The 14375-nt window shown below is 67.0% G+C and carries 13 protein-coding genes; 4 read left to right on the top strand and 9 right to left on the bottom strand.

What is annotated here, in order from left to right:
* Positions 1-108: 108 nt before the first annotated feature.
* Both ABZU52_RS00145 and ABZU52_RS00140 read left to right on the top strand, forming a co-directional pair.
* Positions 109-1473: an XRE family transcriptional regulator gene (locus ABZU52_RS00145; protein ID WP_354968897.1), complete on the top strand. Its 1365-nt coding sequence runs from the start codon at positions 109-111 to the stop codon at positions 1471-1473.
* Positions 1470-2393, top strand: coding sequence for an aminoglycoside phosphotransferase family protein (locus ABZU52_RS00140; protein ID WP_354968896.1), 924 nt, complete (start codon positions 1470-1472; stop codon positions 2391-2393). The genes ABZU52_RS00145 and ABZU52_RS00140 overlap by 4 nt, the downstream gene beginning before the upstream one ends.
* Here the strand turns inward: ABZU52_RS00140 and ABZU52_RS00135 are convergent.
* Positions 2374-3597, bottom strand: coding sequence for a hypothetical protein (locus ABZU52_RS00135; protein WP_354968895.1), 1224 nt, complete (start codon positions 3595-3597; stop codon positions 2374-2376). The two genes, ABZU52_RS00140 and ABZU52_RS00135, sit on opposite strands and share 20 nt — an antisense overlap.
* A 921-nt stretch (positions 3598-4518) precedes the next feature.
* Here ABZU52_RS00135 and ABZU52_RS00130 point away from each other — a divergent pair.
* Entirely contained in the window at positions 4519-7605 is a 3087-nt protein-coding gene (locus ABZU52_RS00130) for a DUF3427 domain-containing protein (RefSeq protein WP_354968894.1), read from the top strand.
* A gap of 60 nt (positions 7606-7665) precedes the next feature.
* On the opposite strand, the gene ABZU52_RS00125 is transcribed toward ABZU52_RS00130, so the two are convergent.
* From ABZU52_RS00125 to ABZU52_RS00115, 3 genes are all read right to left on the bottom strand, one after another.
* Positions 7666-8430: an alpha/beta hydrolase gene (locus tag ABZU52_RS00125; RefSeq protein ID WP_354968893.1), complete on the bottom strand. Its 765-nt coding sequence runs from the start codon at positions 8428-8430 to the stop codon at positions 7666-7668.
* Positions 8431-8512: 82 nt separating this feature from the next.
* Positions 8513-8812, bottom strand: coding sequence for a helix-turn-helix transcriptional regulator (locus tag ABZU52_RS00120; RefSeq protein WP_354968892.1), 300 nt, complete (start codon positions 8810-8812; stop codon positions 8513-8515).
* Positions 8809-9147, bottom strand: coding sequence for a type II toxin-antitoxin system RelE/ParE family toxin (locus ABZU52_RS00115; RefSeq protein WP_205780040.1), 339 nt, complete (start codon positions 9145-9147; stop codon positions 8809-8811). The genes ABZU52_RS00120 and ABZU52_RS00115 overlap by 4 nt, the downstream gene beginning before the upstream one ends.
* Positions 9148-9604: 457 nt before the next feature.
* On the opposite strand from ABZU52_RS00115, the gene ABZU52_RS00110 reads away from it, so the two are divergent.
* Positions 9605-10033, top strand: coding sequence for a VOC family protein (locus ABZU52_RS00110; protein WP_354968891.1), 429 nt, complete (start codon positions 9605-9607; stop codon positions 10031-10033).
* A gap of 37 nt (positions 10034-10070) precedes the next feature.
* Here the strand turns inward: ABZU52_RS00110 and ABZU52_RS00105 are convergent, their stop codons facing one another.
* The 5 genes from ABZU52_RS00105 to ABZU52_RS00085 all read right to left on the bottom strand — a co-directional run bounded on the left by ABZU52_RS00105 (position 10071) and on the right by ABZU52_RS00085 (position 14364).
* Positions 10071-11267, bottom strand: coding sequence for a hypothetical protein (locus tag ABZU52_RS00105; protein WP_354968890.1), 1197 nt, complete (start codon positions 11265-11267; stop codon positions 10071-10073).
* Positions 11268-11362: 95 nt separating this feature from the next.
* Complete coding sequence (locus tag ABZU52_RS00100; protein WP_354968889.1) at positions 11363-11758, bottom strand: VOC family protein; 396 nt, start codon at positions 11756-11758, stop codon at positions 11363-11365.
* Between the two features lie 132 nt (positions 11759-11890).
* A complete protein-coding gene (locus tag ABZU52_RS00095; RefSeq protein WP_354968888.1) occupies positions 11891-12271 on the bottom strand; it encodes a YciI family protein in 381 nt (126 codons plus the stop codon).
* A gap of 31 nt (positions 12272-12302) precedes the next feature.
* On the bottom strand, positions 12303-12974 hold the full coding sequence (locus tag ABZU52_RS00090) for a DUF998 domain-containing protein (RefSeq protein WP_354968887.1): 672 nt from the start codon (positions 12972-12974) through the stop codon (positions 12303-12305).
* A gap of 115 nt (positions 12975-13089) precedes the next feature.
* Positions 13090-14364, bottom strand: coding sequence for an RNA polymerase sigma factor (locus tag ABZU52_RS00085; protein WP_354968886.1), 1275 nt, complete (start codon positions 14362-14364; stop codon positions 13090-13092).
* Positions 14365-14375: the final 11 nt, after the last annotated feature.

Here is a 14375-nt window from a genome sequence, read left to right as displayed (position 1 = left end):
ACGGAGCCGCCGGTGACCCACTCAAACTGCCCTCGCTGCGGCGGACGGCTGGCCCGAGACAACGACAGCGGACGGTGTACGCCGTGCCAGGTCGCCGAGCGGGACCGCTTGAGCGCGCCGCCGCCGGTGCCGGCGACCTTCTGGGAGCACGAGCCGGTGCGACAGGCGCTGGCAGAGCGGCATCTGGGGCGGGTGATCCGGGCGTACCGCTGCCATCCGTACCACGGGCGAGTCGCGTTGCCGCAGACCGTGGTGGCCGGATGGTTGGGGATCACGCAGGCGCAGCTCAGTCGGGTGGAGAACGGGCCACCGCTCGTGCACTTGGACCGATTGGCGCACTGGGCGAATCTTCTCGGGTTACCCGCATCCTGTCTCTGGTTCGACCTCCCTGGACAGGCCCAGCAATCGGTCAGAAAAGCCGAGACCGCTTGCGCCTCAACCGATCCACACGGTGCTGGGCCGGACGAGGGTCGGCGGGCCCTGTTGGCGGGCATCGCCGCTGTCGCTGTGGGCGCGGGTCTGCTCGGCGGTAGCGAGCGTGTTCAGCCTCGGCGAATTGGCACGGCGGATGTCGCTCGACTGAACGCCGTGCTGGAGTTGTACCGGTCGGTGGACCGGGAATCTGGCGGTGGCCTGCTGTATCGGGAGGTGGCCCGGTTCGCGGAGTCGGTGTATCGGATGCTTGATTGGTCGCACCCGGCCGGGCTCACACCGCCCCTCATCGAGGCGGTAGCGACTGCTCGGCAACTGGCCGGCTGGACCGCGCTCGACGCAGGAAGGCACGACGACGCGCAGCGGCACTTTGTCGCCGGGGAGCGCGCCGCGTTGACTGCTGGTAATGCGCCGCTGGTAGCGATGATTCGATATGCGCAGGCCAAGCAGCTTCAACACCTTCGGCATAACCGGGATGCCCTCGCGACACTGCAACTCACTCACGCGCAACTGGGGTCGCACGCCACCCCGGCGACAAAGGCAATGCTCTGGGGCGCGGAGGCAGCCTCGATCGCGGCACTCGGGGACCATCAGACCGCGGTGACAACACTCGGCAAGGCAAGCGACGAATTCGAGCGCGTCAACAAGGAGCGGGAGCCGGCCTGGATGGGCTTCTACGACCGCGGTGAACTGTTGGCTCAGCACGGGCGGGTGTACCGGGACATGGCACGGCGAGACGGCAGGCACGCGCCCGAGGCGGTGCGCTGGGGCAGGGATTCCATCGCTGAGTTTGGTGCGGCGAACGTTCGCAGCACCCTGCTCAACGAGGTCGGGCTGTGCAGCGCGCTGTTCTTGGCCGACGAGCCCGAGCAGGCGCTTGCAGTGGGCGCGCGGGTGCTGAAGCAGGAACGGGCGATGAGCTCCAGGCGGGTACTCGATCGGGTCGTCAATCTGCGTCGTGATCTCGCTCGGCATCGGGAGCTTCCCGAGGTAGCCGAATTCGAACGGGTCATCACCGCTCGGGCTGTGACGGCCGCATGAGCGGGCGGTTCTCCGAGGAGACGATGACCGCGGCCATGCGAGACATCGCTGCTACCTTGGACGTCTCTGCTGAAGGCGCTCGGCTGCTGCAGTTGACTAACAACGCGGTCTTCGCCCTTCCTCGGCCAGGAATCGTCATTCGGATCGCGCGGACACACCAACTCCTGGATCGGGTTACCAAGGTCGTCCATCTCGGACACTGGTTCGCCGAAGTCGACGCGCCAACGATCCGGCTGGCACCCAACGTCGAGCAGCCGATCCAAGTCGGCGACGTGGCGGCGTCAGTTTGGCGCTATATCCCCTCGCAACTACCTGCTCCGACGGTGGAAGATCTGGGCTTTGTGCTGCGCAAGTTCCATGCACTCGACCTGCCAGCCTTCGGCTTGCCGTTCTGGGATCCGATCGGTGACGCACGACGACGTCTGGTCGACGCCGACGGCCTCGATCCGGATGACTGTGATTTCCTCGTGGAGTGGTGCGACCGCCTCGAGCCGCAGATCGTTGCGCTCAACCGTCAGGCGGAACCGCAGCTCATTCACGGTGATGCCCATGCCGGAAACCTGCTGCGGATGTCACCGAACCGAGCGGTCTTGTGTGACTTCGATGCTACGTGTGTTGGCCCCTGGCTGGTTGACTTCGCAGCAGTAGCAGTTAGCGAGGTTCGGTTTGGAAGAACGGGAGCGTACAATGCTTTAGCGACCGCCTACGGATCCGACGTAACCTCAGACCCGTCATGGACAACCTTGCGGCAGGCTCGCGAATTAAAGATGATTGTTGCGGCCGTGCCGTTGCTAGGCAGCTCACCGGACGTCGCGGCCGAGTTCAAGAATCGTCTGCGGTCAGTGCGGGATGATGATTTGAAGGCCCGGTGGGTGCCACTCGCCGATCTCACCCAACGGTCTAAAAAAGTGTTTCGTTGACCATGTAGTAGCCGACTAATACAACATCACGTTCGTTGACTACCGCGACCGCCTCTCGATGCCGTAGTGAACTAGCAAAGGTCCGGACACGAGCCGCTTGCCCTTCCGAAAGCTCGAAGCTACCGTCTCTAACAATCAGGCGAAGCGAGTCGTAGAGTTCGACGACGAAACCGCCGCTGACAGGATAGGTCTGCAGTACGTCTTCTGGATTTATGCTGTCGAACGACGCACCCTGGTACCTCGGGCTCGGCTTAGCCTCTATCTCGTCACCTTCCCTCGTTCGAATGTCGATGACCCGCATCTTGCCGTTCCAACCTACAAGAAGGTGATTATTAGTGTTACCGAGGACCTCAAATTCCCCGGCGACCTGGTACTGGGAGTGGCTCTTGGTTGAAACTTTGTTGGCGCTGGTCGCCGCTGAGTAGACTACCGAACTGAGATCCGCCTCGCCCTTATAACCAATAACTTGACTCTCTTCGTAGCGGGCGGCCTCGTGAGTCTTCGACTCTTCAATCTTCGCCGCCAGGAAGCGAGGTACCGCATCACCGGTATAGTTTAGAAGATTGCGGTGCGAATGCGATGTCGACATCGATGAGTCAGCAACTTTAGTCCAGCTGGACTGGCGGAAACCGGGGATTCCTCCGGAGGCGAACCGTACCCGTGCGAAGTAAAGTCCCCGCTCTTCCGCCGACAAGTTTATTGCAGCGTAACGAACTGAGACTTTGGAGACACGGAAGTCAGTCTGTTGATTCAGTGGGTAGCCGCGATCTGGATAGCTGGCGTTTACGTAGCTCTCCAAAAGGCCTTCAGGGGTTGCCAGGTATACGCGATCAGCATAGATCTGCGTATCCAAAACTAGCCCCCCGTAGGACTCAGACTCGCTGCGACTGAATAGCCAATGCGGCAAATCTACCGTTAGTGAGTCGGAGTCACGATAAGGCAGCAAGAACGCCGCCTCCATATCAGGAACACGCATCATTGCGCGGAACTGCTCACCAACCTTCCAATCATTTCGGAAGATTAGGGTCTGGATGACATTACTGATCGAAGCACCGTAGGTCTTTGTCAGATACTTTCCCACAGATTCAAGGTCGGCAAATTTTAACACCCCCAAGCGGTCCCACATGTACAATCGCCGCTTGTAAAGCCATGCGTCGCGATATTCGCCAGCAACCCTGACCCTCGCAACGAATATTTTGCTCATTACAACCGCCTCGTCAAAATTCGAGTATAGGTTGTGTAAGAAATAAGGCCTTCTTTGTGCCAGCGCTCGACCAATTCGTCAGGTGGCGGGCTCCGGAACTTCATCCCGCGCCGCCCTCCAACCGGGAAGCCATGCCATGGATCAGTCCGATTGATTGGGATCGAGAAAAACGCGATCCGCTCTCCGCGCGTACCGAAGGCTTCTGAGCCTTCTCGAGCCACCGCCCAATACTGGCCGGCCGAGTCAAGCCAATCTTGGTACTCGGCCTCGCAAAATACATGACATTCATCTGGACGCTCGATAGCCCAAAGGGATTTTGGATGCCGCGTCCCACTGGCGGCTCGATGCACGTCCAAGGATAGGTAGGCGGTCTCGGAACACGACGTGAATAGGATCCCCGAAGAGTTTGCGCTAACCCGTTTGCATTGTCGCTCCATCGGCTCGAACTGCCGCTGGCCGTACCGTTCCCCCGATGCGCCCTCGGCTGCCCCGTCCACGATCGCAACACTAGCGGCTTAAGTCCAACTGTGGGATCCCCCAACCTGCCAAGATCAGCTGCCGAGCCGTTCAGTTGCGACTCCGACGTGAACACATCTCACATTAGCTACTCGGTGGCTACGTTGTTTACTCGCACTCGAACGCGACCACTCATACCCCTGGCCATTCGGAGTCAAGGGGCATACGAGCCAGGTCATCTTCAAGCACGAAACGTAGCGTACTATCCCGATTGACGGATTTGCCGAGAATCCTGCCTCCGCCTTCATGGTCGATTGGTTGCAAGACCACCGACGTTTCTGACGCCCATCCACAGCTGGCGGCAGATGAGCCGGCGAACTCCTAATGGACTTGATCGGCAATCAAGGTCCGCGGGGCGGCATGTCGGGACGGCACCTCGTTACGGGAGTCCGTTAACGTGCCGGGATGACGGATCTTGAGCGCGGTGTCTACGAGCACCTGATCACCCACGAGCTGGCCGATCGCCTCCAGCACGTCGACCCCGCCCTGATCCAGCACCACAAACTCGACCCGGCTGACGCCCACACCGCCCTCGCCCGCCACATCGCCACCCTGGCCGCCCGTGCCCTCCAGGCCGTCCCCAGCGGCGACGACAAGCTCCACCACCAGGTCGCGATGGCGAACCAGATCGCGGGCGCCATCGCCGCCCTCAGCCCCAAGGCAGCGACCGATCAGGACCAGGTGACCGACACCAAGCACCTGCTGCACGCCATCGCCGCCCCACCAACCCCACCTGCGGAACCCACCTTCCCGCAGCGCCCCGCGACCCCCCTCTCCACCGGCGCACTGCTGGTCAACGGCCGCCACCAGCCCCGCATCGGCCACGAGGTCAACCACGAGATGGCGTCGGCCGAGAGCGTCGACCTGCTCTGCGCGTTCATCAAGTGGTACGGCCTCCGCATCGTCGAGCCGGCCATCCGCGAGCTGATCGCCCGAGGCGGCAAGGTCCGCGTCATCACCACGACCTACCTGGGCGCGACCGATCAGCGAGCGCTAGACCGGCTCAAAGAACTGGGCGCCGAGGTCAAGGTGTCGTACGAGACGCGGACCACCCGGCTGCATGCCAAGGCGTGGCTGTTCCGTCGCAACAACGGCACCACCACCGCGTACGTCGGCTCGTCGAACCTGTCAAAGACCGCGCTGGTGGACGGCGTGGAGTGGAACGTGCGCATCTCGAACCTTGAGCAGCCGCACGTCATCGACACGTTCACGGCGACGTTCGAGGACTACTGGAACGATCCGGCGTTCGAGGCGTACGACACGGCCAGGGACGCCGATCGGCTGCGGCACGCGTTGAGCGGCGAGCGCCGCGACGATGCCCCGACCGCGATTTCGAACCTGGACGTGCGCCCGTACCCGTACCAGGCGGAGATCCTTGCCGACCTGGACGCTGAGCGGCTGGTACACGGGCGGTGGCGCAACCTGGTGGTGATGGCGACCGGCACGGGCAAGACAGTCGTCGCAGCGCTGGACTACCGCCGGCTGCACCGCAACAACAGGGTGGATTCGCTGCTCTTCGTCGCTCATCAGGAGCAGATCCTGCGGCAGAGCCTGTCGACGTTTCGGCAGGTCATGGGTGATGGCAGCTTCGGCGAGACACTTGTCGCGGGCGAGAAGCCCAACGGTTGGAAGCACGTCTTCGCCTCCATCCAGTCGCTGCACCGCCGGGAGGTCGACCCCGAGGCGTACGACATGGTGATCGTGGACGAGTTCCACCACGCGGAGGCTCCGACGTACGCGCGGCTGTTGGAGCGGTTGCGTCCCCGCATACTCCTGGGGCTCACGGCAACGCCGGACCGGGCCGACGGCGGCGACGTGCGCCGGTGGTTCGACGGGCGCGCGGCTGTTGAGCTGCACCTGTGGGAGGCGTTGGAGCGGCAGCTGTTGGCGCCGTTCCAGTATTTCGGGCTGCACGACGACGTGGACCTGTCGCAGGTCACCTGGAAGCGTGGGCAGGGCTACGACCTGGCAGAACTCAACGGCCTCTACACCGGCAACCACGCGCGGGCGCGGTCGGTGCTGCGCGCGGTCAGCGACAAGGTGGACGTGGGTCGGATGCGGGCGCTCGGGTTCTGCGTGAGCATCGGGCACGCGGAGTTCATGGCCGACTGGTTCAGGCAGCACGGCGTCGAGGCGGCGGCGGTGACTTCGGGAGTAGACCGCTCGACGCAAAAGGGAATGCTGCGGGACTTCAAGGCCGGCAAGCTGCGGGTGCTCTTCACGGTGGACCTGTTCAACGAGGGCGTCGACCTGCCGATGGTCGACACGATCCTGATGCTGCGGCCCACCGAGAGCGCCACGATCTTCCTGCAACAGCTCGGCCGTGGCCTGCGGCTGGACGATGACAAGTCCTGCCTCACGGTGCTCGACTTCATCGGCGGGCAGCACGCCAACTTCCGCTTCGACCTGCGCTGGCGCGCCCTGACCGGGGTGAGCCGGAGGGCGATCACCGAGGCGGTCCGCGACGACTTCCCGAGCCTGCCCAGCGGCTGCCACGTCGAGCTGGACCGAGTAGCGAAGGAGGTGGTGCTCGCCAACCTGAAGTCGGCGCTGCCCACCTCGAAGGCCGGCCTGGTGTCTGAGCTGCGGCAGCTCGGCGACGTCAGCCTGGCGACGTTCCTGCGCGAGACCGGCCTGGAGATCGAGGACGTGTACCGATCGGCCAGCGTCGGCGGCTGGACCGGACTGCGGCGGCTCGCCGGCATCGAGACGTCCGCGCCCGGCCCGGACGACCGCGAGTTGGGCCGGGCCATCGGTCGCATGCTGCACACCGACGACACCGACCGGCTAGAGCTGCTGACCCGGGTCGCGGCCGGACCGTCCGCGCCAGGTCAGCAGGTGTACGCGGGCAACAGCCGACTGTTGGACATGCTGCACTTCAGCCTCTGGGGGCCAAACGCACCCCTCACGACGCGCGATGAGCGGCTGGCCCGGCTGTGGAAGGAACCGGCGCGCTGTACCGAGTTGCGGCAGGTCGCCGAGGTGCTGCGGGACCGCATCCACCGGGTGACGCCGACCGCGGCTCCGGGTGCCGTGCCGTTGCGGGTGCACGCCCGGTACAGCCGCAACGAGGCGTGTGCCGCCTTCGGCATGACCAACCCGGGGTCACTGCGCGAGGGGGTCAAGTGGCTGCCCGACGCCAAGGCCGACCTGTTCTTCGTCACCCTGGTCAAGTCGGAGGCGCACTACTCCCCCACCACCATGTACGCGGACCGCGCCATCACCGACACCCTGTTCCAGTGGGAGTCGCAGAGCACCACGTCGGCGGCGTCGACGACCGGGCAGCGCTACACGTCTGGCGGCTCGACCGTGCACCTCTTCGTTCGGGAGACCCGCATCGCCGACCGCGACCTGGGTGCACCGCCGTACCTGTACGCCGGCACCATGACCTACGACTCGCACACCGGCGACCGACCGATGCGCGTCCTGTGGCAGCTCCACCACGCCCTACCCGCCGACGTGTACGCCACCGCCCGGACGATCGCCGCCTAATGCCCCTCGCGAGCCTCGGCCGTCTCGCAGCTCACGAGGCAGGGCTGAAACTCCTCTGGCTCAATCGAGCTCGGACAGGAAGGCACCGACCGCAGCGGCGAACTGCGCTTCAGCATCGTGATGCACAACGTGACCAGCTGGCAGCTCGACGAGCCGAGCCTGGCCGGGACGGCGGGCGATCATCTCGCGAGCGTGATCGGCCGCCAGCTCGTCGCTGCGCGTACCGCGGGTCAGAAGGGTGGGGCAGGACACCGCTACCCAGTCCGTCCAGTGGTCGCCGTTGAGCGCTTTCTGGGACGCCACCGTGTCATCGATGTCGAACGAGAAGCCCCAGCCGTCTTCCGACTCCCGGAAGGAGCACTCCAGATAGGGCGCCGCCGCACCCAGGGCCGAGGCCAGCGCGTCGCGGGATGGCGCGCGGCGAGGGAGGCTGGTGCTGAACGACCAGTCGCAGTCCACCACCGCGCCGATGTCCTCGACGATCAGCGCGCTGACCTGATCCGCGTGCCGGCTGGCGTACTGGTAGGCGTTCACCCCGCCGAGTGAGTGGCCCAGCACCACGGCGGGGCCAATCTTCAGATGCTGGTGGAACGCGGCGACGTCGGCAACGTAGTCGTCCCGTTCGTAGGTCTCGGCACGGTCGGACGCTCCGTGCCCACGCTGGTCGAGCGCGATCACCCGCCATTGCGGTGCCAACGCCTCAGCCAGCGGCGCGAAAGCCGACGCTTCGTTGTAGTGCCCGTGCAAAGCCAGGAGCGGGTTACCCGGACCGCCAAAGTCCAGATACGAAAGCCTCCGACCACCAACCGTGAAGAACTCCCGCATGACCTGGAATCCTAGATCAACGACCGCCGGCTGCCGTTACACGAAGACGTCTGCCGCTCATCGCGGTAGGCGCCGGAGGCAGTCAGGCTGCGTCCGCGTTCGGCGTGAACCTGACGTCCAGTCGCCTGTCCAAGGCTCTGGCTAGCCGCTCCAGGACCGGCAGGGTCGGCACGGTCCCGCCTGCCTCAAAGCGGGCAACTGCGGACTGAGTCATGCCGGCGGCGCGGGCCAACTGGCTCTGACTCCAGCCGTGCCCTTCGCGCAGGTGGCGCACCTCCTGCCCAAGCTCGAAGGCGATCCGGGTGGCCTCGTACGTCTCAGTCGCTCCCGGCTCCGTCATCCGGCGCTCACGCATGTCGTTCCAGTCCAGGCGATCACTCATCGCTCTGCCCCCTCGTTCACGATGTGCCGCTCCGCCACGCACCGCTCGAACGCGCGGCGAGCCCGCTCGACTTCCCGGTCCTCCCGCATTCGCGTCTTGCGGAACACCGTGAGCAGGATGATTCTCCGGTCGGAGGCTATCCAGTACGTCACGCGGACCGCGTCACGCTCCAGATAAAACCGCAGCTCACGCAACTTGCCGTCGAGCTGTCTGCTGTGCGGCTCTCCGAGCAACACGCCTCGGCCAGCCAATAGATCGATGTAGAAGGCCGCTCGAGCGAAGTCGGCAGTCGGCAGTTCCTCCAGCCAGTCTCGGACCTCTGGTTCCAGCTCCACGCTACCCCAACCCATAGCATCGATGCTATGGGTTGGGTCGTTCCCACCGAACTTCATCGAACGCGTGTCGGCGATGACTCCGGCGATGCTCTTGCGGCGCCTAGACGATCTCTTTCAAGGGTTCGGTGAGCGGAGGTGTCGGTGCGTCTGATGGTCGGAGACCGTGCCGGCGACGCCGTCCGAGGCGCGGGAGGCGGTTGACAGGGGTAGATCTTGGACAGTTTCCGTTAGCTAACGGAAACTGTCCAAGATTGCCAGTGATGGCGGGTGGAGCGGCCTGAGGTTGTGCCGTACGGGAGCGTCTGGTCCCTGTCGCAGTCGGAGGTCATCTCGCCGCGACACGTCCCCGACCGACGGGCGTCGGCGGTCAGGTCCCTTGGCATAGATCGTCTAGAGCGGCAACAACGTCGAGGCCGCGTGCTGCACCCCCGAGTGATCGCGCGTTAGGTTGAAGGCCATGGAGCAGCGGATCAGCCTGATCACTCTGGGCGTCGCGGACGTGGCCCGCGCGAAGGCGTTCTATGAGCAGCTCGGCTGGCGCGGCCAGGAGGTCGAGGAGACGGTCTTCTTCCAGGCCGGCGGCCTGGCCCTCGTCCTCTGGGGCCGCGACAAGCTGGCCGCCGACGCGGGCGTCGAAGAGGTGGGCACAGGCGCGATGACCCTCGCCCAGAACGTCCGATCGCGTGCCGAGGTCGACGAGGTGATAACCACTGCGGCCAAGGCCGGCGCGACGGTGACCAAGCCGGCCGAGGAGACCTTCTACGGCGGCTACGCCGGCTACTTCGCCGACCCGGACGGTCACCTCTGGGAGATCGCCTGGAACCCGGGCTTCACCCTGGCGGAGGACGGCACCCTCACCGTCCCCGACTTCAGCGCCACGAACTGAAGCGCCATGAACTGAGCCGCACGGGCAGAAACGCCGATCAGGGCGTCGGGGACGGGCAGACCAGCGGGTCCAGCAGCGGCAGCTGAAGAGGATCCAGGCAGATCGCCAGCGGCCCCGGATCCGGTGACGGCGTCACGCTCGGAGTCGCGGTCGGCGTCGGCGACGCGACGGGCGGCGTCGGCAGGGCTGACGCGGGCGGGTCCGTGCTGGGGACCGGACCAGGCGTCGGCACCGAACTGGCCGGCGGGATCGGAGCGACGGACGGCGCAGCGGCCGGAGGCAGGGCCACCGCGACAGCAGGTGCCACCACTGTGGAGACAGCAGACGGCCGGTCAGCCTGAATATCGGGCGGTCTCCATACGGCACGGTGGGCAGAGCCGATCCGCGACCTGGGCGCCACCGGCCCGACGGCACCGATCGGAACGATGACCGCCCCAGCCCGAGGTGCGTCCAAGGCGATGACCTCCGCCGAGCGCACCGGCCCACGAGGACCCCACGCGCCAGGCCCCAGAGCACCCGGGCCGAGCGTCACGAACACCACGGCCGCGACGGCGGCAGCGCCGAGCGCCCGCCGGTCGGGGCGTACCGCCACCAGCGGCGCGTCGTCGGGTTCCGCCCATACGACGGGGGCGGGGCGGGCGGCTCGGTGCGCGGCCAGCAGCGCGTCGACCTGCGCGGCGACGGTAGCGCGATCGTCGGCAGCCGCCAGGGTGAGATAGAAGCGGAAGTTCACCGCGGCGCTGGCCGGGACCAGCAGCCCGGCCAGTCGACCGTGGTCGGGCAGCAGGGTGACCGGCACGTCGGTGTGGTGCGCGGTGCCGACCAGGTCGGCGTACCGCCACTCGCGCCGGTACTCCCGACCACCGAAAGCCACCCGTCGACTGGTCACCACGGCCATGCCGATGTCGACGACCCGCAGGCCCGGCGGCAGGGCGTCGGAAGAGGGCTCAGCGAAGGAACACAGGCCCGGTGTGGGCAGGCCGGGGACGTGCCGAGCCTCGGCCTCGACGAGCGTGGCGACGGGGAGGACGCGGAAGACGAGCTCGTCGTCGTCGAGGTCCACCGGTAGGCCGCTGCGGGGCTGCGTACACCCGAGGAAGCTGGCGGCTTCGATGCGGAGCCGGGCCAGGTGGTCGTCGCGGCGCCGCCATTCGTCGGTGGCGTCGCGGTACGCGCGCTGCCGGCGCTCGTTCTCGCGCTCAGCCCAGGCGATCCGCCAGGGGGCACAGGCCACAGAGGTCACGGTCACACGCGGTACAACCGCTCACGTACGTGACAGGCAACGCGGCTGGGATCGATGCATCCCTTTGCGCCCGATAGAAGAGAATTTCAGGCAGCGGCGGGCGCGAAGAGTTCGACAGGATTACCAGCCGGATCGTCCAGGACGATCTGTCGGCCGCCCGGCCCTGTGACGATGTCGCTGCGGAAGGCGACCCGGGCTGCGCGCAGCCGGGCAACCTCCGCGTCGATGTCGGCGACGATCAGGTGGATGCGGTTCCAGCCGCCGGGGTGTGGACGGCGTCCGTCGGGCATGGACCGGCCTGCGGAGCTGCTCGGGCCGGACAGCAGCAGCCGCAGGTTCCCGCGCCGGACGTCGGCGAACGCCGGCAGGAACGAGCTGGATGAGGTGAACCCGAGGTGGGTGGTGTAGAAGTCGGTCGCGGCGGCAACGTCGTCGACGAGGTAGCGCACGCTGACGGTGTTGTCATCAATGGGGCTGGTCATGATGCCTTCTCTCGTGGGCGGGAAGCGTGTGCAGCAGGAGACGACCAGGGCCAGGCGGCGGAGCCGGCCGTGGTGGGATCGGCTCCGCCGCCTCGATCGGGAAAGTTGGCCCGGGTACCGGCACCGAGCCAGCTAGGCCGGTTGGCCGGGCTCCGGTGCCTCGTAGACCCGGCGGATGTCCACCTCCACCTCACCGATCGTTCCGGCGAAGACGTCGACGAAGCGTCGACCCCACTCCAGGGCCTCCTCGTGGGAGCGCACGTCCACCAGCGCGAACCCGGCGATCAGCTCCTTGGTCTCGGTGAACGGCCCGTCGGTGACGGTGGTCTTGCCGCCGCTCACAGTGATCCGGGTGGCGTCGGTAGCGGTCGGGCAGAGCCCTTCGGCGGCGACCAGGATGCCGGACTGCGCGACCTCCTTCATGAAGGCCTCCATCCGGGCGACGAACTCCGGGCTCGGGTTGAATGCCTCCGGCAGGGTCTCGTCGAGCTTGTGCATCATCATGTAGCGCATCGGTCGGTCCTTCCGTTGTCGATGACAGTGGTCAATTGGCGAGCTGCCGACCGCAGAGCGCGGTCAGCCAGCTGAAGACGACGACGCAGGCGAGCGCCATCCGCACGCTGAGGGTGCCCTGGTCGGGCCAGGCCAGGATCGCCACCACGGCCAGCGCGCTGCCGACGGAGAACGCCGCCCAGCCGCGCTGCCCGGCCCGCCACCAGGCACGGGCGAAGACCAGGCAGGCGATGGGTACCGAGCCGAACGCCAGCCCCGCGCCGACGCCGTGACCGATGGCGTGCCAGCTCAACGTGTCGGGCGTACCCTCCGGCGCACCGGCCGGCCAGCCCATGCTGGGGTCGGAGACCAGTACCCCGCCGATGATCAGGCCGAGGCCGTGCACGGCGATCAGCGCCGGCCCCCACGTTCCCCCCGGCGCGCCGCGCAACGCCCGGCGCAACCCGACCGCGCCGGCCAGGGCGAGCAGCCCGGTCAGCACGAAGTTGGCGATCTGGATCCAGCCCAACTCGCCCAGGGCCAGCAGGCTGAGTGGCTGCCGGCTCAGGTCGTACCCGTCCCGGGTGAGCACCTGGGCCGCCGCCACCACCACGAACAGCGGGCCGGCTACGACTCCGCCGGCCAGCAGGGCCCTGGTCGTCGTACGCCGGGAGTCGACGCCCGCCACTGGGGACCCTGCGCTCATCGCGTTCGTCGTCGTCATGTCGATCTCCTTGTCTCTGCCGGCCGTTCGCCGGTCCCCGCGTGCCGGTTCGAGCCGGCTTCCACTGACGCGTCGAGCGACCGGCGCGGGATACGACATGACGTTCGGAGAATTTTCAGCCGGTTGGCGCGACGCCGCGGGCGCAGTCGGCGGCACGGGCTCGGAGCAGCGCGCGCTCGCGTTCGTTGCCGGTCAGGTCGGCGGCCCGTTCGAACTCGGCGCGCGCCTCGTCGTGGCGTCCCAGCTTGGCCAGCAGGTCACCGAGCACGCTGGGCAGCAGGTGGTAGCTGGCCAGCGCGGGTTCCTCGGCCAGCGCCTGGGCCAGTTCCAGTCCGGCGGCCGGGCCCTCGGCGAAGGAGACCGCGACGGCCCGGTTCAGCTCCACGACCGGCGACGGTACGACCCGGGCCAGCTCCGCGTAGCCGGCGGCGATGCGCACCCAGTCGGTCTCCTGCGGCTTGGCCGCGCGGGCGTGGCAGGCCGCGATCTCCGCCTGGAGGGTGTACGGGCCGGGTGGGCCGTCAGCCGCCCGGGCCCGCTCCAGGGCGGCGAGGCCGCGACGGATCAGCAGCCGGTCCCAGCGCCCCCGGTCCTGCTTGAGCAGCAGGACCGGCTCGCCGTTGGCATCGACGCGGGCGGCGGTACGCGACGCCTGGATCTCCAGCAGCGCGGCCAGGCCGTGCACCTCAGGTTCCTCGGGCATCAACTCCTGCACGAGCCGGGCCAGCCGCAGCGCGTCCGCGCAGAGCGCCGGCCGCATCCAGTCGTCGCCGGCGGTCGCGGAGTAACCCTCGTTGAAGATCAGGTAGATGACCTCCAACACGGAGGCGAGCCGTTCGCCGCGCTCGGCCACGCCCGGCACCTCGAACGGCACCTTCGCCTCGGCGAGGGCCTTCTTGGCCCTGGTGATCCGCTGCGCGACGGTGGTCTCCGCCACCAGGAACGCCCGTGCGATCTCCTCGGTCCTCAGCCCGCCCAGCACCCGCAGGGTCAGCGCCGCACGCGCCTGCGGTGAGAGCACCGGGTGGCAGGCGGTGAAGACCAGCCGCAGCAGGTCGTCGTCGATCCTCTCCTCGAAGGCCGCGTCGAAGTCCGGGGTGAACCGGTCGTCGTCGAGATCCTGCCCGAGTTCCTCGACCGTACGCTCCAGCAGCTTGCGCCGGCGCAGCGCGTCGATCGCACGTCGCTTCCCGACCGTGGTCAGCCACGCGCCGGGATTGGCCGGTACGCCGTCGCGCGGCCATTGTTCCAGCGCGGCGACCAGGGCGTCCTGGGCCAACTCCTCGGCCCAGCCCACATCACGTACCAGTCCGGCCAGGGCGGCGACGACCCGCCCGGACTCGATGCGCCACACCGCCTCCACCGTGCGGTGTACCTGCTCGACCCCCATGACCGCACATC

Origin of the sequence: Micromonospora sp. NPDC005220 (genome assembly GCF_040607895.1) — a bacterium.
GTDB lineage: Bacteria > Actinomycetota > Actinomycetes > Mycobacteriales > Micromonosporaceae > Micromonospora.
This window is presented reverse-complemented; position numbering and strand designations above follow the sequence as displayed.